Annotated in this window: 19 protein-coding genes; 18 read left to right on the top strand and 1 reads right to left on the bottom strand. The window is 42.0% G+C overall.

All coding sequences use genetic code 11. The features are described from left to right. Positions 1-202: 202 nt before the first annotated feature. From AC1Q59_RS07545 to spoVM, 17 genes are all read left to right on the top strand, one after another. A complete protein-coding gene (locus tag AC1Q59_RS07545; RefSeq protein WP_492365179.1) occupies positions 203-2,881 on the top strand; it encodes a calcium-translocating P-type ATPase, SERCA-type in 2,679 nt (892 codons plus the stop codon). 165 nt (positions 2,882-3,046) lie between these two features. After that, entirely contained in the window at positions 3,047-3,919 is an 873-nt protein-coding gene (locus AC1Q59_RS07540) for a YicC/YloC family endoribonuclease (protein WP_492365178.1), read from the top strand. A gap of 58 nt (positions 3,920-3,977) precedes the next feature. Continuing rightward, positions 3,978-4,241 (top strand): extracellular matrix/biofilm regulator RemA, encoded by a 264-nt coding sequence (remA, locus tag AC1Q59_RS07535; protein ID WP_492365177.1) that lies wholly within the window; start codon positions 3,978-3,980, stop codon positions 4,239-4,241. A 10-nt stretch (positions 4,242-4,251) separates the two neighbouring features. After that, positions 4,252-4,866 carry a guanylate kinase gene (gene gmk, locus AC1Q59_RS07530; protein WP_492365176.1) on the top strand — a complete coding sequence of 205 codons (615 nt, stop codon included), beginning with the start codon at positions 4,252-4,254 and terminating at the stop codon, positions 4,864-4,866. Positions 4,867-4,868: 2 nt separating this feature from the next. Then, positions 4,869-5,090: a DNA-directed RNA polymerase subunit omega gene (gene rpoZ / locus AC1Q59_RS07525; RefSeq protein ID WP_492365175.1), complete on the top strand. Its 222-nt coding sequence runs from the start codon at positions 4,869-4,871 to the stop codon at positions 5,088-5,090. A 120-nt stretch (positions 5,091-5,210) separates the two neighbouring features. After that, positions 5,211-6,419 (top strand): bifunctional phosphopantothenoylcysteine decarboxylase/phosphopantothenate--cysteine ligase CoaBC, encoded by a 1,209-nt coding sequence (gene coaBC / locus AC1Q59_RS07520; RefSeq protein ID WP_492365174.1) that lies wholly within the window; start codon positions 5,211-5,213, stop codon positions 6,417-6,419. Then, the gene (gene priA, locus AC1Q59_RS07515) at positions 6,416-8,827 is read left to right on the top strand and encodes a primosomal protein N' (RefSeq protein WP_492365173.1); all 2,412 of its coding nucleotides are present in this window, start codon (positions 6,416-6,418) and stop codon (positions 8,825-8,827) included. Before coaBC ends, priA begins: the two co-directional genes overlap by 4 nt. A gap of 384 nt (positions 8,828-9,211) precedes the next feature. Then, positions 9,212-9,697 carry a peptide deformylase gene (gene def, locus AC1Q59_RS07510; RefSeq protein WP_492365172.1) on the top strand — a complete coding sequence of 162 codons (486 nt, stop codon included), beginning with the start codon at positions 9,212-9,214 and terminating at the stop codon, positions 9,695-9,697. Further along, positions 9,694-10,644 carry a methionyl-tRNA formyltransferase gene (gene fmt, locus AC1Q59_RS07505; RefSeq protein WP_492365171.1) on the top strand — a complete coding sequence of 317 codons (951 nt, stop codon included), beginning with the start codon at positions 9,694-9,696 and terminating at the stop codon, positions 10,642-10,644. The genes def and fmt overlap by 4 nt, the downstream gene beginning before the upstream one ends. Next, positions 10,641-11,993, top strand: a complete 1,353-nt coding sequence (gene rsmB, locus AC1Q59_RS07500; RefSeq protein WP_492365170.1) for a 16S rRNA (cytosine(967)-C(5))-methyltransferase RsmB — start codon at positions 10,641-10,643, stop codon at positions 11,991-11,993. The genes fmt and rsmB overlap by 4 nt, the downstream gene beginning before the upstream one ends. A 3-nt stretch (positions 11,994-11,996) precedes the next feature. Further along, complete coding sequence (gene rlmN, locus AC1Q59_RS07495) at positions 11,997-13,082, top strand: dual-specificity RNA methyltransferase RlmN (RefSeq protein ID WP_492365169.1); 1,086 nt, start codon at positions 11,997-11,999, stop codon at positions 13,080-13,082. Positions 13,083-13,086: 4 nt separating this feature from the next. Then, on the top strand, positions 13,087-13,845 hold the full coding sequence (locus AC1Q59_RS07490) for a Stp1/IreP family PP2C-type Ser/Thr phosphatase (protein ID WP_492365168.1): 759 nt from the start codon (positions 13,087-13,089) through the stop codon (positions 13,843-13,845). Further along, positions 13,842-15,824, top strand: a complete 1,983-nt coding sequence (pknB, locus tag AC1Q59_RS07485) for a Stk1 family PASTA domain-containing Ser/Thr kinase (RefSeq protein WP_492365167.1) — start codon at positions 13,842-13,844, stop codon at positions 15,822-15,824. Before AC1Q59_RS07490 ends, pknB begins: the two co-directional genes overlap by 4 nt. Before the next feature lie 17 nt (positions 15,825-15,841). Next, on the top strand, positions 15,842-16,723 hold the full coding sequence (gene rsgA / locus AC1Q59_RS07480) for a ribosome small subunit-dependent GTPase A (protein ID WP_492365166.1): 882 nt from the start codon (positions 15,842-15,844) through the stop codon (positions 16,721-16,723). A 2-nt stretch (positions 16,724-16,725) separates the two neighbouring features. Then, a complete protein-coding gene (gene rpe, locus AC1Q59_RS07475; protein WP_492365165.1) occupies positions 16,726-17,379 on the top strand; it encodes a ribulose-phosphate 3-epimerase in 654 nt (217 codons plus the stop codon). A gap of 86 nt (positions 17,380-17,465) precedes the next feature. Further along, entirely contained in the window at positions 17,466-18,113 is a 648-nt protein-coding gene (locus AC1Q59_RS07470; RefSeq protein WP_492365164.1) for a thiamine diphosphokinase, read from the top strand. A 96-nt stretch (positions 18,114-18,209) separates the two neighbouring features. Then, complete coding sequence (gene spoVM / locus AC1Q59_RS07465) at positions 18,210-18,290, top strand: stage V sporulation protein SpoVM (protein WP_492365370.1); 81 nt, start codon at positions 18,210-18,212, stop codon at positions 18,288-18,290. Between the two features lie 141 nt (positions 18,291-18,431). Here spoVM and rpmB read toward each other — a convergent pair whose 3' ends face one another. After that, positions 18,432-18,620 (bottom strand): 50S ribosomal protein L28, encoded by a 189-nt coding sequence (gene rpmB, locus AC1Q59_RS07460; protein ID WP_053475625.1) that lies wholly within the window; start codon positions 18,618-18,620, stop codon positions 18,432-18,434. 300 nt (positions 18,621-18,920) lie between these two features. On the opposite strand from rpmB, the gene AC1Q59_RS07455 reads away from it, so the two are divergent. Then, complete coding sequence (locus AC1Q59_RS07455; protein WP_492365163.1) at positions 18,921-19,286, top strand: Asp23/Gls24 family envelope stress response protein; 366 nt, start codon at positions 18,921-18,923, stop codon at positions 19,284-19,286. Positions 19,287-19,299 lie beyond the last annotated feature (13 nt).

Raw genomic sequence — 19,299 nt, 5'->3', positions numbered from 1 at the left:
GAGTCTTCGCGCCTGCAGCGAAGATCAACTTAGTCATTAATCAACCTTAAGCTTAAACAAAGCTTTCTTAATAATAATAGCATTTTTTTGGACGAGGCTGAATAAGCTGTTTTTAGATGTAATGCCTAGTATGCTGCTGCGCAACTCAAAATGTGTACGAGCAAGCGCGTTAACTAGCCAAAGGAGGAAGCGTGATGTCTGGATGAAATTCCATGAAATGAATGAAGCAAGAGTCGAAAGTGTGCTCAATACAAATATTGAGACAGGATTAACAGAGGATGAAGTAAAACAGCGTAGAAAGCAATTTGGCTTTAATGAACTGGATGAAGGAGAAAAACAATCGGCATTACTCTTATTTTTCAGCCAGTTTAAAGATTTTATGGTTCTAGTTCTGCTAGGGGCAACCCTTATTTCCGGATTGCTTGGAGAATACATGGATGCCATTGCCATCATTGCCATTGTCATCATCAATGGACTGCTTGGCTTCTTTCAGGAACGGAAGGCAGAAAAGTCCCTTGCAGCTTTAAAGGAGCTATCAGCACCCCAAGTCAGTGTATTAAGAAATGGCGAATGGGTGAAAATTGCCTCAAAGGAGGTTGTTGTTGGAGATATTATTAGATTTTCCAGCGGGGACCGAATTGGTGCAGATATAAGAATAATAGAGTCTAATAGTTTGGAAATTGAGGAGTCAGCATTAACTGGCGAATCGCTCCCTGTGTCAAAATCCACTGGTGAAATTCGGGGAGAAGACGTGGGCATTGGCGATATGGAAAATATGGCATTTATGGGTACGCTAGTAACCCGCGGCAGCGGTATTGGAATTGTGGTTGCCATAGGCATGAAGACTGCAATGGGACAAATTGCAGACCTGCTGCAAAAAGCAGAATCCATGACAACTCCGCTGCAGCGAAGACTTGAACAGTTAGGAAAAATCCTGATCACCGTTGCGCTATTATTAACTGTTTTGGTCGTAATCGCGGGTGTTGCTCGAGGCCATGATATATATACAATGTTTTTAGCCGGTGTTTCTTTAGCCGTTGCGGCAATTCCTGAGGGCTTGCCTGCCATTGTGACGGTTGCTCTGTCTCTTGGCGTGCAGCGGATGATTAAGCAGAAGGCCATCGTAAGAAAGCTCCCAGCTGTCGAGACGCTTGGATGTGCTTCTGTTATTTGTTCCGACAAGACAGGAACGATGACGCAAAATAAAATGACCGTGACCCACTTATGGAGCGGTGGTTCCCAGTGGCGTGTTGATGGCACTGGCTATGAGCCGATGGGAAGTTTTTATAAAGGGGATCAGCAAATTGTACCGGCAAACGAAAAGGCCCTTCAGCAATTATTAATGTTTGGCATGCTCTGTAACCATGCGGAAGTAAAGCAAAAAGATGATGAATATGTCATAGATGGGGACCCGACAGAGGGCGCATTATTAGTGGCTTCCATGAAAGCAGGGTTTAACCGAAGCCAGCTATTAAACCAGTATCAGATTGTTAAGGAATTCCCATTTGACTCTGCAAGAAAGATGATGAGTGTTGTTGTAAAAGATCATCAGGGTAAACAATTTATTGTTACAAAAGGGGCTCCTGATGTTTTATTAGGCAATTGTTCCAGCATTCTTTGGGATGGAAGAAGACAAATTATGTCAGGTGAAGGTGCTGGGAAAATTCAGCATGCGATCGAAGGTTTAGCTTCTCAGGCATTAAGAACGATTGCGATTGGATATAAGGAAATTTCAGAAAGAACCATTATTATGCATGAAAGAGAAGCAGAAAAGGATCTTGTTTTTATTGGGCTTCAAGGAATGATTGATCCTCCGCGTCCAGAGGTAAAACAGGCTGTTAAGGAGTGTAAGGATGCCGGCATTAAAACAGTTATGATTACTGGAGACCATGTCATAACAGCCAAAGCCATCGCCACTCAGCTTGGCATTTTATCAAATAAATCGAAAGTATTAGATGGCCAAGCACTTTCGAAAATGTCAGTCGATGAGCTTGAGGATGTTGTTGAGGATGTATCGGTATTTGCCCGTGTATCACCGGAGCACAAATTAAAAATTGTTAAGGCCTTTCAAAATAAAGGACATATTGTTGCAATGACCGGGGATGGAGTCAATGATGCTCCAGCGATTAAAGCCGCTGATATTGGCGTTGCCATGGGCATTACAGGAACAGATGTTGCCAAAGAAGCGTCGGCACTTGTGCTCCTTGACGATAACTTTGCAACCATTAAAGCGGCTATTAAAGAGGGCAGAAACATCTACGAGAATATAAGAAAGTTCATCCGATACCTGCTCGCATCCAATGTCGGTGAAATTCTTGTCATGTTATTTGCTATGCTGCTAGGATATCCGCTCCCTCTCGTTCCGATTCAGATTCTTTGGGTGAACCTTGTAACGGACGGGCTTCCAGCTATGGCACTTGGCTTGGATCAGCCTGAGGGCGATGTGATGAAACGAAACCCAAGAAATCCTCGGGAAGGGGTATTTGCCCGCGGTTTAGGATGGAAAGTGGTGTCAAGGGGATTTTTAATTGGTGCCGTGACGCTGATCGCTTTCATCATTGCATACAGAAGCCACCCCGATCAGCTTGAATACGCACAGACAATTGCTTTTGCAACTTTAGTCCTTGCCCAGCTTATTCATGTGTTTGATTGCCGAAGTGAAAGATCCATATTTGCAAGAAATCCTTTTGGCAACATGTATCTGGTTTGGGCAGTTATTTCATCACTGCTGCTGCTGTTTGTGGTTATCTATTATCCGCCGCTTCAGCCAATATTCCATACTGTCCCGGTTGATGGGCATGATTGGCCGATGGTAATAGGTTTGGCGTCAGTACCAACATTTTTGCTTGCCGGATCATTTTTGGCAAGAAAAAGAAAATAAAGTATGATATAATCCAGAAGGTAGTAGGGGCCCTCCCGGAATAAGCGGCAGGGGACCCTATTGCCTTTTTTCTGTATCTGGTTATACGAATTCGTATTTTTATGATAGAATACCTATAAAATCATTCGTGCAAAAAGCTTCCATCAGGATTAGGATGTGTATATTATGGCTGTTAGCATGACGGGCTATGGAAGAAGCCAAACAACTGAGAAATCCTTTTCAGTAACCGTTGAAGTCAAGACCGTGAATCATCGCTTTTCTGAGTTTCAGATTAGGATGCCAAGGCAGCTTCTTCATTTGGAAGAAAAAATTAAGAAGAAAATGGGGGATTATATCCGCCGAGGCCGGGCCGAGGTATTTATTTTGCTTGATGGCGAAGGAACCATTGAGCGAAAGGTTCAGGTTGATTGGACATTACTGGATCAGTACTATCAGTCTCTAATACAAATGAAGGAACGCTATGGATTAGAAAGCGGCTTATCTGTTAAGGATTTAATTAATGATGAAATCATTTCCATCGTCGAAAAGGAAGCGGGAAATGAAGAAATTGAAAAAATCGTTCTTGCTGCTGTTGAAGAGGCGTGTAATCAGCTGCAGGAAATGCGCGAAAATGAAGGACTTGTGCTGGAGAAAGATTTGCTTAATCAGCTAAGTCACTTAAATGAGCGAGTATCCTCTTTAAAGGAATATGCCCCAAAGGTAGCGCAGTTCTATCATGAGCGGCTGGCCCAGCGTATGACAGAATGGCTTAATGGGAAAGCCGATGAGACTAGAATTTTAACAGAGGCAGCGATATTTGCTGACAAAGCTGATATTAATGAAGAACTTATTCGGCTTGACAGCCACATTAGTCAATTCAGGAAATTTTTACATACATATGGGCCAATTGGAAGAAAGCTAGACTTTTTGCTTCAGGAAATGAATCGGGAAGTTAATACCATCGGCTCTAAAGCAAATGATTCATTGATTGCCGCAGCTGTGGTGGATATGAAAAGTTTATTGGAGAAGATGAAAGAACAAGTTCAGAACATTGAATAGCTTGTTTAAATAGAAGCTCTCGGGTCCAAAATATACTACTGATGTTTGGAGGACGCAGATGTCAATCAAATTAATAAATATCGGCTTTGGCAATATTGTCTCTGCCAACAGAATCATCTCAATAGTCAGCCCGGAATCTGCACCGATAAAAAGAATCATTCAGGACGCCCGGGACCGCGGTTCATTAATTGATGCCACATATGGCAGACGTACAAGAGCAGTCATTGTCATGGATAGTGACCATGTTATTCTTTCTGCTGTTCAGCCGGAAACAGTTGCCCATCGTTTAGATGACCGTGACGAAATAATTGATGAAGGGTAGGATGGATATAATGACTGAAAAAGGCTTATTAATTGTTTTATCCGGTCCCTCCGGCGTTGGCAAGGGGACAGTCAGGAAGGAAATTTTCTCCCAGCCTGATACTAAATTTGAATATTCCATTTCCATGACAACAAGGGCTCCCCGGGAAGGAGAAGTCGATGGAGTTGATTATTTCTTTAAATCCCGCGAGGAATTTGAAGAATTAATTGAACAAGGAAAGCTTCTCGAATATGCTGAGTTCGTAGGGAACTATTACGGAACCCCTGTTGATTATGTAAGAGAAACGCTTGAAAAGGGAAAGGATGTGTTCCTTGAAATTGAGGTTCAGGGTGCACGTCAAGTTAGAGAAAAGTTTCCGGACGGGTTATTTATTTTTCTTGTTCCTCCAAGCTTGTCAGAATTAAAAAACAGAATTGTAACAAGAGGGACGGAATCCGAAGAAATTATAAACAACCGGATGACTGTAGCAAAAGAAGAAATAGAAATGATGCATTTATATGATTATGTGGTAGAAAATGATCATATTCAGTTGGCCTGTGATCGTATTAAAGCAATAGTAGTAGCGGAACATTGCCGAAGAGAGCGTGTTCAGCCGCGGTATATTAAAATGCTGGAGGTAGAATAAATATGCTTTATCCATCTATTGATGTATTAATGACAAAAATTGACTCTAAATACTCGCTTGTTTCAGTAGCTGCCAAACGCGCAAGAAAGATGCAAGAAAACGCAAAGCCAATGCTTGATAAATATGTTTCCCATAAAAATGTCGGCAAGGCGTTAGAGGAAATCAATGCTGATCTTCTTCATTACCGCATTGCACCTAAGCAAAAGGACGAAGCATACGAATAATTGATTGAAAATAACAACCGCCTATGGTTGTTATTTTTGTTTGAAGCCATTTATACTACACAGATTAAGCAACTTCTAGCATAATAAGAGTAATATGTCGTTTTGACTGGAGGGCAAACTATGCTGCACGGAAAAAAGATTTTATTATGTGTGACTGGAGGAATTGCTGTTTATAAAGCTGCTGCTTTGACAAGCAAGCTGACCCAGGCAGGAGCGGACGTCAGAGTGATCTTAAGCGAATCTGCCTGTCAATTTGTCACACCACTAACCTTTCAAGCGTTATCGCGAAATGATGTCTATACAGATACATTTGATGAGAAAGACTCAAAAGTCATCGCCCATATAAATCTAGCAGATTGGGCTGACTTAATTCTGGTTGCGCCTGCAACTGCTAATGTCATCGGGAAGCTCGCAAACGGAATTGCCGATAATATGATCACGACCACACTTTTAGCGGCTGCGTCTCCTGTTTGGGTTGCACCTGCTATGAATGTTCATATGTATGAGCATCCGGCTGTACAGAAGAATATTGAAACCCTTTATCGTTTCGGATACAGGTTTATAAAGCCTGGCGAAGGCTATCTAGCGTGCGGGTATGTAGGTAAAGGAAGACTGGAAGAACCTGAAAAAATAACGGAAAACATCATAAAGTATTTTCAATCAAGCCAGCTAGATTTTTCAGAGAAGAAAATTGTCATTACAGCTGGGCCGACCAGGGAAAAAATTGACCCTGTCCGTTATATTACAAATCATTCCACAGGAAAAATGGGCTATGCCATCGCTGAAGAAGCGGCAAAGACTGGTGCTGAAACCGTGTTAGTTTCCGGACCTGTGTCCATTGATCCGCCAAAAGGGGTCCGAGTCATTCGAGTGGAAAGTGCTGAAGAGATGTACCAGGCTGTTTTGAAGGAATATGATACGGCTGATGTTGTGATTAAGACAGCAGCCGTGGCGGATTACCGGCCAAAGCATGCTCATGATCATAAAATGAAGAAAAAGCCCGGCGACGAAGTACTGGAATTAGAGAGAACAAAGGATATTTTATTTGAACTGGGCAAGCGAAAGAAAAATCAAATATTAATTGGCTTTGCAGCAGAAACCGATCGTGTCGTTGAATATGCAAAGGGCAAGCTTGAAAAGAAAAATGCTGACATGATTGTTGCCAATAACGTGAAGCAGCAAGGTGCTGGCTTTGGTTCAGAAACCAATATTGTTACGTTTGTAAAACATGACGGGACGCTTGAGGAGCTGCCTCTCATGTCAAAAAGGGAAGTGGCCAAAAAAATTCTTGAACATGCAGGGACATTAATGAAGGTCGGTCACAAATGAGAATTGCCAGCTGTATTGTTGATGTACCTGCAAAACAAACTGACAGACCGTTCGATTATTTAATTCCCGACCGGCTGCAGGAGATTATTAAGCCTGGGATGCGCGTCGTGGTACCATTTGGTCCGCGGAAGGTGCAGGCATTCGTCATGGATGTGAAAGACGAATCAGAGTTTAGCCAGCTAAAAGAACTGGCTGAACCGATGGATCTATCCCCAGCTTTAAATGAAGAATTGCTCAAGCTATCAGATTGGCTGGCAGAACATACGCTTTGCTATAAAATATCAGCCTGCCAGGTCATGCTTCCTGCAGCTCTGAAAGCAAAATACGGGAAAAAGCTAAAACGGTTAAAGCCACTGGAGCAGCTGCCGGAGGATATTCAAAAGGTGTTTGCTAACAGAGATTCTATCGATTGGGATGAAGCTCTGTCATTAAGCTGTTTTTCCGCTCTGCAAAAGGAAGCGGGCCATGCGGGCATAGAGATTGTTTATGAGGTAAAAGAGCGGGTCAAAAAGAAAAAGGTCAAACATATTTACTGTGAATTAAGCAAGGAAGAGTTGCTGGCTGCAAAAGCAGACACACCGGCCAACGCGGTAAGGCAGCTGATGGTAATTGATTATTTTCTTCAAGATAAAGCAGGCGCCATTGAACAGAGGGAGCTCCAATCTGCCCTTGGGGTAACAGCGTCTGTGATCAGCGGGTTAGTAAAGAAGGGAATTATTAAGCAAAAGGATATTGAGGTCTATCGGGATCCATATGAAAATAGATCCTTTAAAAAAACAGAGCCGCTTCCATTATCGGCTGATCAAGAAAAAGCAATCGCACCTATTCTGGCGGCGATTGAGGAAAAGCGTCATGAAGATTTTTTGCTGTATGGGGTAACGGGAAGCGGAAAAACAGAAGTGTATTTGCAGTCCATCCAGCGTGTGCTCCAAGAAGGCAAGGAAGCCATCGTGCTAGTTCCAGAGATCTCCCTGACTCCGCAAATGGTGAAGAGATTTAAGGGCCGATTTGGCGAACAGGTCGCTGTCATGCATAGCGGTCTTTCAGCAGGGGAGAAATACGATGAATGGAGAAAGATCCTAAGAAAGGAAGTGAAGGTGGTTGTAGGCGCACGATCAGCCATCTTTGCCCCTTTTGAGAATCTTGGGATCATTATCATTGACGAGGAACACGAGACAAGCTACAAACAAGAGGATAATCCCCGCTATCATGCACGGGATGTGGCAATTGAAAGAGCCCGTTACCATCAATGTCCGGTGATTCTTGGCAGCGCCACACCGTCACTAGAATCATTCGCCCGCGCACAAAAAGGGGTATACAAGCTGCTGTCATTGCCCAACAGAATGAATAACCAGGCACTGCCGTCAGTTGAGATTGTTGATATGAGAGAAGAACTTCGCAATGGAAACCGTTCCATGTTCTCACAGGCCCTACTTGAAAAAATCAAAGACCGGCTGGAGAAGAAGGAACAAATCGTTCTATTTTTGAATAAACGCGGCCATTCTTCTTTTGTCATGTGCAGGGATTGCGGTTATGTCGTGAACTGTCCTAATTGTGATATTTCTCTAACGTATCACCGGTTTGATCAGCATATGAAATGCCATTATTGCGGATACGAAACGCAAGTGCCCAATACCTGTCCTGAATGTGGAAGCGGCCATATCCGCTATTTTGGCACGGGTACACAAAAGGTAGAAGAAGAACTCGCTAAAGTAATTCCGGAAGCAAAGGTAATCCGAATGGATGTAGATACAACTAGCAGAAAAGGGTCGCATGAAAGGCTATTGGATCAATTTCAGGATGGCCATGCTGATATTCTTCTCGGCACGCAAATGATTGCCAAGGGTCTGGATTTTCCGAATATTACTTTGGTCGGCGTTTTATCGGCAGATACGATGTTAAACCTGCCGGATTTCCGATCTTCTGAAAAGACGTTCCAATTATTAACACAGGTCAGCGGCCGGGCGGGCAGGCATGAGCTCGCCGGCGAGGTCATCATTCAGACGTACAGCCCTGAGCACTATAGTGTGGAATTGGCCGGCCAGCAGGATTATGACAAATTTTATGAGAGAGAAATGATGGTACGAAAACTTCACAGGTACCCTCCTTTTTATTACATCACCCTTGTCACTGTCAGCCATGAGAATGTCATGAAAACTGTTTCAGTGACAGAGAAGATTACTGCTTTTATCAGATCCAGGCTATCAAGCGAGGCCATATGCTTAGGCCCAGTCGCATCGCCAATACCCAGAATCAATAATAGATATAGATATCAATGTCTGATAAAATACAAACGGGAACCAGGACTTAACAAAACCCTGAAATTTGTCATGGACCAATATCAGCAGGAAATAGCATCCAAAGGCCTGCAAATTTCTATCGATGTCAATCCGTTTATTTTAATGTAAGGCTTTGTTAGACGTTAATGCAGATTCATTTACTTAGTTGATTGGAACGGAAGGCGCGTAGACTCCTGCGGGAGAGCGTGTTCAGGGGAGACCCCGCAGGAGCGGAGCGACGAGGAGGCTCCCGAACCGCCCTAAGGTGCGCGAAGCGTCTGGAGTGGAAATCAACGGCTACGTTGAAAATGCCAATAAAAGAATCTATGAATAATAGTTATAAAACCAAGCACGATTGGTTGAGAATATAAAAAAGCGCAAAAAGCCTATTAATTCTACAGTTTTATTTATATCTCAGATGATTGTAGCGGAAGGCACGTAGACTCCTGGGGGGAAATCAACGGCCTAGTATTCAGAGCCTTTAAATAAAGAACATTTATGGGAGGAACTAGATTGTCAGTCAGAAAAATTATCACCTATCCCGCAGAAATATTAGAAACAGAATGCAAGCCAGTTACAGTATTCGATAAAAAACTCACCAAAATTTTAAATGATATGTACGACACCATGATAGAATTTGATGGCGTCGGACTTGCAGCCCCACAGATCGGCCTCGATATGCAGGCTGCGATTGTGGATATTGACGATGAAAATGGAACAATTGAAATGGTGAATCCCGAAATCCTCGAAACAAAGGGAGAACAGCTTGGCCCTGAGGGGTGTCTGAGCTTTCCCGACCTTTATGGCGAGGTAAATAGGCCAGATTATGTAAAAATTAAAGCACAGGACCGGAAAGGAAAGTTTTACTTTTTCGAAGCAAAAGGGTTTTTAGCCCGCGCTATTTTACATGAGATTGATCATCTGCATGGAGTGCTGTTTACGTCAAAAGTAACAAGATATTTAACAGATGAAGAGTTGGAAGGGTTGGAAGAGGAATGACCAGAATCGTTTTTATGGGGACACCAGATTTTTCAGTCCCTGTTTTGCAGCAAATCATTAAAGACGGCTATGAGGTGATTGGTGTTGTGACACAGCCAGACCGGCCGGTAGGAAGAAAAAGGGTATTAACCCCGCCGCCGGTAAAGGTGGAAGCCGAAAAACAGGGCATTCCAGTGTATCAGCCGGAAAAGATCCGTGAGCCGCAGGAGCTTGAAAAAATACTTGCCCTTAATCCGGATTTGATTGTTACAGCAGCTTTTGGACAAATTCTTCCAAAACAGCTGCTTGACGCACCTGAGTATGGCTGCATCAATGTTCATGCCTCTCTTCTTCCAGAGCTCAGGGGCGGGGCTCCCATCCATTATTCAATTCTTCAAGGAAAAGACAAGACAGGGATTACCATCATGTATATGGCAGAAAAGTTGGATGCGGGAGATATATTGACACAAGTAGAGGTGCAAATCACAGAAGATGATACGGTCGGCACGCTGCATGATAAGCTGAGTGATGCTGGTGCAAAGCTATTATCGGAAACATTGCCAAAGCTATTAAACAATGAGCTGACGCCAATCGTGCAGGATGAAGAAAAAGCAACCTATGCGCCTAATATCAAAAGAGAGCAGGAAAAAATTGATTGGACCATGCCTGGTGAAGCTATCTTTAACCAGATCCGCGGGCTAAATCCATGGCCGGTTGCCTATACAACCTTAGATGGGGCTGTTGTGAAGGTATGGAAAGCGGAAAAAGTGAACCAAACAAAAAATGAATCTCCAGGGACAGTGATCAGTACAAAGGACCATGAGCTTGTGATCGCAACGGGCAATGAAACGGCTATTAAAATCCTCGAGCTGCAGCCTTCGGGCAAAAAAAGAATGGCAGCAGAGGAATATTTGCGGGGGGCTGGGTCTAAGCTTGCTGCTGGAGATCATTTTGGAGAGACGCCATGAACAAAGGCAAAAAGAAAAACGTACGCGAGACCGCATTGCAGCTATTAGAAACGATTGAGAAAAACCAATCCTACAGCAATCTTTTGCTTAATAATGCGATCCGGAATAATAGTATTAATGCAAAGGATATCGGCTTGTTAACAGAATTAACTTATGGAACACTGCAAAGAAAAATGAGTCTGGATTTCTATTTGCAGCCATTTTTAAAGGCAAATAAAAAAATTGAACCATGGGTGAAACAGCTTCTGCGGCTAACGCTTTATCAGATGGTCTATTTAGATAAGATCCCAGACCGGGCAGCGATTTTTGAAGCGGTTGAAATAGCAAAAAAGCGCGGCCATAAAGGAATATCCGGTATGGTTAACGGAGTGCTCAGAAATATCCAGAGACAAGGTCTGCCCTCAATGGAGGAAATTACCGATCCTATTGAAAGATTAGCAATAAGATCAAGCCATCCTGTTTGGCTTGTAAAAAGGTGGACTGAGCAGTTTGGCTTGGAAAAAACTGCGGAAATGTGCGAATTAAACCTTATTGCGCCAATGCAGACAGCCAGAGTTAATCTGACAAAAACAACTAGGCAAGAATGTTTGAATTTGCTGGCTGAAGAAGGGTTTCAAGCTGAACCAAGCCCGGTTATTCCGGAAGCTATTAAATGCCTCCAGGGGAATTTAGCAAATTCGAAGGCATTTAAAAATGGCCTGTTGACCATTCAGGATGAAAGCTCCATGCTTGCTGCGTACGCACTTGGTGTTACTGAGGACGAAAGAATTCTTGATGCCTGTGCAGCTCCTGGCGGGAAAACGACACATATTGCAGAAAAGCTCAATAATACTGGAAAAGTGGTTTCATTGGACCTTCATGAGCATAAGGTCAAGCTGATTAATGAAAATGCCCAAAGGCTGAATCTGGCAAATATTGAGACGAAAACCTTGGACAGCAGAAACGTGCAGGAGCATTTTGAAAAGGAATCCTTCGATCGAATTTTGCTTGACGCACCTTGTTCAGGTTTGGGTGTCATGCGAAGAAAACCTGATATGAAATATACAAAAAATGAAGAAGACATCAGTCAGCTTTCTGCGATTCAAAAAAAATTGCTTGAGGCCGTTGCCCCTTTATTGAAAAAGGACGGCATTCTAGTTTATAGTACTTGTACAGTCGATAAAGAAGAAAATGAAAAAATTACAACAGCATTTTTGAATGAAAATACTAATTTCCAAGGCGATCTTTCTGTTAGAGATCGGATGCCAGAGGCCATTCGCCCATTAATGAATGGGTTTAGCCTCCAGCTATTTCCGCAGGATATTGGTTCTGATGGCTTTTATATAGCCTGTTTAAGAAAGAAGGTGTAATGAATGGAACAGACAGCAAGAAAAAACCAAACCGTCACAGATCAAAAACCGTCCATTTATTCTTTACAGCTAAATGAGTTAAAGGATTGGCTTAAGGAAAATAATGAAAAGGCATTTCGCGCAGAGCAAATTTTTGATTGGCTTTATCAAAAAAGGGTGACTTCCTTTGAAGATATGTCAAACCTATCTAAAGGATTAAGAGAAATATTAGCAGAGAATTTTACATTAACTACCTTGAATACACTGATCCAGCAGCAATCATCGGACGGAACGATTAAATTTTTATTTGAGCTCCATGATGGGTATTCCATTGAAACAGTGCTTATGAGGCATGAATATGGCAATTCAGTCTGTGTAACGACACAGGTTGGCTGCCGAATCGGCTGTACTTTTTGTGCTTCCACTTTAGGCGGTTTAAAAAGACATCTGGAAGCAGGGGAAATCGTTGCTCAGGTAGTCAAAGTACAGCAGGCATTAGACGAAACAGATGAGCGTGTCAGCTCCATCGTCATTATGGGAATTGGCGAGCCATTTGATAATTATGATCAAATGCTGTCGTTTCTAAAAATCGTTAATCATGACAAGGGGCTAAATATTGGGGCTAGGCATATTACAGTGTCAACGAGCGGAATTATCCCGAAAATCTATAAGTTTGCTGATGAGAATATGCAGATCAATTTCGCTGTTTCTCTCCACGCTCCAAATTCAGAGCTCAGAAGCCGGCTCATGCCGATTAACCGCGCATATAAATTGCCTGACTTAATGGAAGCGGTCCGCTATTACGTAGATAAAACAGGAAGAAGAGTCAGCTTTGAATATGGGTTATTCGGCGGTGTGAATGATCAGGTCGAGCACGCAGAAGAATTAGCAGATCTAGTTAAAGGCCTGAAATGTCATATTAATTTAATTCCTGTCAACTATGTTCCGGAAAGGGACTATGTAAGGACACCGAGAGAACAAATCTTCAAGTTTGAAAAAGCCTTGAAAGAGCGTGGAGTCAATGTAACGATCCGCAGAGAACAAGGCCATGATATTGATGCAGCATGTGGACAACTTCGTGCAAAGGAGAGAAAAGAGGAGACGAGGTGACAAGATGAAAGCTGTTTTTAAGACAGATCGCGGCAGAATTCGTCAGCATAATGAAGATAACGGCGGAGTGTTTTTGAACTTGAGCGGCCAGCGCCTTGCCATTGTAGCCGATGGCATGGGCGGCCACCGTGCCGGTGATGTGGCGAGTGAAATGGCCTTAACCAATTTGCAGGTATTATGGAATGAAACAAAAGAAATAAAGTCTGCTGATGAGGCCGAGGAATGGCTGAAAACCAACATCGAAAAGGGCAACAAGGCTATATATGAGCATTCCTTAAATGTCTCTGAATGTGAGGGAATGGGAACCACTGTTGTCGCAGCGATTATAACTGATCAATTTATAACCATTGCAAATATTGGGGACAGCCGCTGCTATATTTTAAATGAGAGCGGATTCCAGCAATTAACAGACGACCATTCCCTTGTAAATGAGCTAGTCCGAACTGGGCAAATTTCAAAAGAAGATGCTGAGCATCATCCAATGAAAAATGTAGTTCTAAGGGCTTTAGGAACTGAAGAAAAGGTAAATATGGATATTAAAACGATTATCTTTGAGGAAGAGGATATGCTGCTCTTATGCTCTGACGGTTTATCAAATAAAGTATCCGAAAAAGAGATGACAACTATTTTGAAAAGTAATCGGGAATTAGAGGAAAAAGCTGAGGCCCTAGTGGAACTTGCCAACAATAATGGAGGAGAAGACAATATAACCATCGTTATTGTTCAATACCTATCCGATTTTCCACAAGGTGAGAGTACATGATGATCGGAAAAAGAATCAGCGGCCGTTATAAGGTTCTTGAGATAATCGGCGGCGGCGGCATGGCAAATGTATATTTAGCACACGATATGATTCTTGACCGCGATGTGGCAGTGAAAATTCTAAGGCTGGATTTTGCCAATGATGACGAATTTATTCGCCGCTTTCACCGTGAAGCACAATCAGCGACAAGCTTGGCCCATCCGAATATTGTAAGCATCTATGATGTTGGGGAAGAAGATACGATTTATTATATTGTGATGGAATATGTGGAAGGACAGACATTAAAACAATACATACAGCAAAACAGTCCGCTAAAGGTAGAGGAAGTCATAGATATTATGAAGCAGCTGACTTCTGCTATCGCACATGCCCATCAGAATCATATTATTCATCGGGATATTAAGCCACATAATATTTTAATAGACAGACAAGGCAACGTAAAAATCACAGATTTCGGCATAGCTATGGCTATGAGCGCAACAAGCATCACACAAACCAACTCTGTACTTGGATCGGTACACTATCTTTCTCCTGAACAGGCACGTGGCGGGATGGCGAACCGGAAGTCAGATATCTATTCACTGGGGATTGTTATGTTTGAACTTCTGACGGGGAGACTTCCATTTTCTGGGGAATCCGCTGTCTCTATTGCACTCAAGCATCTCCAATCAGAGACGCCTTCGCTAAGGAGATGGAACCCTTCTATTCCGCAAAGTGTGGAAAATATCGTTTTTAAGGCAACAGCGAAAGATCCATTTCACCGTTATGATAGTGTCGAAGAAATGGAGGATGATCTAAGGACAGCATTGGATCCAGAACGTATGAATGAGGAAAGATTTATTGTTCCTGTTGATGATGATGCAACCATTGCAATCCCGATTATAACAGATGAACATAGTTTTCCAATCACGGAGGAAACGGTTGTCCTTGGCAAAGAGGAAAAAGGGGAGGAAGCTAAAGCCCCTGAACCTAAGAAAGCCACTGATAAGAAAAACACAAAGAAAAAGAAGAAGAAATGGCCAATTGTACTTGTGTCAGTATTTTTTGGATTAATCCTTCTTGGAGTGCTTGCCATTACCGTGCTTCCCGAGTTTTTTTCGCCAAAGGATATTACGGTCCCTGATGTTTCTGGAAAAGAAATTGAATCTGCCATTGCTGAGCTGGAGGCATCCGGTCTAGTGTATGGCAAGACAATCGAAGTTCACGATGATAACTTTGAAGAAGGTTTGGTCATCAAAACCGATCCGAAAGCGGGAAAGATCGTCAAAGAAGGGGCATCCATTAATATTTATGAAAGCAAGGGGAAGGAAAAGTTTGAACTTTCCGATTATGTCGGCCGCTCCTTTGATGAAGTATACCGAATTTTGGAAGGTGAAAACTTTAAAGATATTAAGAAGAATGAAGTCAACGATGACAGTGTCTCACCTGGAACAATCATCGACCAGAATTTTTCAGAAGGTGAACTCGTTGTCCCTGAGGAAATAGAATTAGAGTTTACTGTAAGTAAGGGGCCTGCTCCTATCACATTAAAAAATCTTAAAGATTATAATATGAAGGGGCTCCAGGAATACGAGGGATCGACAGGCTTAGTTATTGAGGTTGAAAAAGAAGAATATTCAGATGAGGTGCCAGTTGGGCAAGTGATCTCGCAAAAACCGGCTGCCGGTACGGAATTGACCAGGGGCAGCAAGGTGACAGTCGTTTTATCAAAAGGAAAAGAGGATATTCCTCCTAAGACGGTTGTTGAAGAGGTGCTTATTCCATATGATCCTCAAATGAATGGACAGCCTCAAGAGGTTCAGATTTTTGTTGAAGATATGTATAATAAGTTAGATGACCCATATGATACCATTTATATTACTGAAAATCAGAAGATTCGCATTGAACTTACCATTCCGCCTGGTCAAAAGGCGTATTATAAAATTTTGAGAGACGGATCTTCTATTCATGACAAGGTTGTACCATTTCCGGAAAACTAGATGCTAGGAGTGTTGCTATGCCTGAGGGCAAGATTATAAAGGCTTTAAGCGGGTTTTATTATGTATTTAGCGGTGATGAAACCTACCAATGCCGGGGAAGAGGCGTTTTTCGTAAAAATAAAGTGACTCCTCTTGTGGGAGATGAAGTTGTATTTCAAATTGAGAATGAAAATGAAGGCTATATTTTAGAGGTAAAGGATCGGAAGAATGAGCTTGTGCGTCCGCCAATCGCAAATGTTGATCAAGCCATTCTTGTTTTCTCAGCTATTGAGCCTGATTTCAGCTCAAGTCTTCTCGATAGGTTTCTTGTATTGGTTGAGTTTAACCAAATTAAACCGATAATTTGTCTGACAAAAATGGATCTGACGAATGAGGATGAATATAAGAAAATTCAAACCTATGCCAATGATTACCGGAAGGCGGGCTATGATGTTCTTTTGACATCCTCTAGAACAGATGAAGGAATTAAGGATTTATTTCCTTTTTTAAAAGGAGAAATTTCTGTATTTGCCGGCCAATCAGGCGTCGGAAAATCTTCGCTGCTCAATGCCTTGAATCCTGATCTTGATTTGAAAACAAACGATATATCGTCCCATCTTGGCAGGGGCAAGCATACAACTAGACATGTTGAGTTAATTTCGGTCGGAGAGGGGCTAGTAGCGGACACGCCAGGATTTAGCTCTCTGGAATTTATTGATATTGAAGCGGAGGATCTCAATTATTGTTTTCCAGAAATTCAGGAAAAAAGCGAGAATTGTAAATTCCGCGGCTGTCTGCATGTGTCAGAGCCGAAATGTGCCGTTAAAACGGCTGCAGAAGCTGGTGAAATTCCAGATTACAGATATGAGAACTATAAAATGTTTTTACAGGAAATTAAGGATAGAAAGCCGAGGTACTAATTATGGTTAAAATTGCCCCATCAATATTATCTGCAGATTTTGCCAGACTTGGGGAAGAAATATTGGATGTTGAAAAAGGCGGGGCTGATTATATCCATGTAGATGTTATGGATGGGCATTTTGTTCCGAATATTACCATTGGACCTTTAATTGTCGAGGCCATCCGTCCTGTGACAAAGCTGCCATTAGATGTCCATCTGATGATTGAAAACCCGCAAAATTATGTGGAAGCATTTGCAAAAGCAGGAGCCGATTATATCACGGTACATGTAGAAGCTGACAGGCATCTGCACAGGACGATCCATTATATTAAATCCTTTGGAGTCAAAGCAGGGGTGGTCCTTAACCCTGCCACTCCTGTAAGTGCGATAGAACATATTATTGAAGATGTTGATATGGTTCTGCTTATGACTGTTAATCCAGGCTTTGGCGGGCAGAAGTTTATTCATTCTGTGCTCCCGAAAATTGCTGCTGTCAAGGAAATGGCTGAAGCCAAGGGGCTTTCCATTGAAATTGAAGTAGATGGCGGCGTGAATGAGGAAACGGCGAAGCTTTGCATGGAAGCTGGGGCCAACGTTTTAGTAGCGGGTTCTGCTGTATTTAATAAAGAAGACCGTGCTGGGGCAATAGCTGCAATCAAAGGGAATTCCAATTAATATGATGGGGGTCTGACAAATGTCAGGCCCCTTTTTAAAACAAAGTATAAGATGTTTGACGCATTTCAGATGAAAGGGTGAACGCGTTGATTATTAATATCCTTGCTGGCGGTCCAAAAGACCATTTGCCTGATTTAAGCGAATATCAAACGAAAGAGGATGTATGGGCTGGTGTAGATAGAGGGGCTTTAACCCTTATTTCGGAAGGCATCACGCCAAATCTGGCTCTGGGGGACTTTGATTCTGTGACAACAAAGGAAGCAGAGCTAATTGAAAAGCGCAGTAAAGAAATAATGAAGTACTCCGCAGAAAAAGATGAAACAGATATGGAATTGGCCATACAATGGGCGCTTAAGCAAACCCCGGAGAGAATCCGAATATTCGGGGCTACAGGCGGGCGTCTTGACCATTTTTTTGGAAATATTCAGCTGCTTATTCATTCACTCTTAAGTGAACATGACACACCAATAGAGATAATGGATAAAAATAATCTCATCTTTTTAAAGCGTCCTGGGCATCATCCAATCTCAAAGCATGAAGCATATAAATATATCTCATTTATTCCAGTATCAATGGAAATACACGGCCTTTCGCTAAAAGGATTTAAGTATCCGCTTGAAAACTTCTATTTACAAGCAGGATCGACCCAATGCATTAGTAATGAACTTATTAACGATAATGGGAATTTTTCATTTTCTAAAGGCATATTAATGGTTGTAAGAAGCAATGATTAAGTTAGTTGATATTAGTACTTATCTTTTTTATTTGAATAAGATGATAATGACAAAATGTTAGATGGAAGTGCATGATCGTGAGGAGGGACACGTATAATGAGATTTTATACAATCAAACTGCCTAAGTTTCTTGGAGGCATTGTACGCGCAATGTTAGGAACCTTTAAAAAGGATTGAAATCCTGGTACTTGAGCACCTGATTTTTAGGTGCTTAATTTTTTACTCTTTATACTTAGCCGTTGTTTCAATCTTGCCCGTTTAACATAACCGATAGATAAAAAGGACATCCTGCAAAGGATGTCCTTTTTGATTCTTTTATTATACGCGTTCTACCTTGCCTGATCTAAGCGCTCTTGCAGAAACCCAAACACGCTTCGGCTTTCCGTCAACAAGAATACGTACTTTTTGAAGGTTAGCACCCCATGTACGCTTGTTAGCGTTCATCGCATGAGAACGTGCATTACCTGTAGTTGTTTTTCTACCTGTGACAACACATTTACGTGGCATTCCATTTCCCTCCTTACGGCCAAAAGCTAACTAGCTTATTACGCTTTTCATTTGCCATTAGACAGTTATTCTGTATGAGATTATCACTGAATAACCCTTTTATAGACATTAAAAGATACTTTAATAATTTATCATACAACCCTTTTTATTGCAAGATGTGTTTCAAGAATTTTTCCTTGACATACTATCTGGAGGAATACAGATAATATACATGGAGAAGTATGACTTTTAATATTTAATTCTATATAGTAAAATGTTTTTAGCCAAGGAGAAAGTATTTCCAAAGAGGGGGAAGATTTAATGTCCATCGAATTAAAAACGAAATTCGGCCAGATTGATATTTCAAATGAAGTTATTGCTACTATTGCTGGCGGTGCTGCTGTTGATTGCTACGGGATTGTCGGAATGGCTTCAAAAAATCAAATCAGAGATGGTCTGACTGAAATTTTGCGAAAAGAAAACTTTACTCGTGGTGTTATTGTCCGTCAAGAAAATGAAGAAGAACTACATATTGATATGTATATAATTGTAAGTTACGGAACAAAAATTTCTGAGGTTGCCCATAATGTGCAATCAAAGGTGAAATACACACTGGATCAAACCGTCGGACTTGCCGTTGATTCGGTTAATATTTACGTCCAGGGAGTTCGTGTTACGAACCTGTAAATGAGGAGGAAGT

This window comes from Cytobacillus sp. MT66 (assembly GCF_058792595.1).
This window is presented reverse-complemented; position numbering and strand designations above follow the sequence as displayed.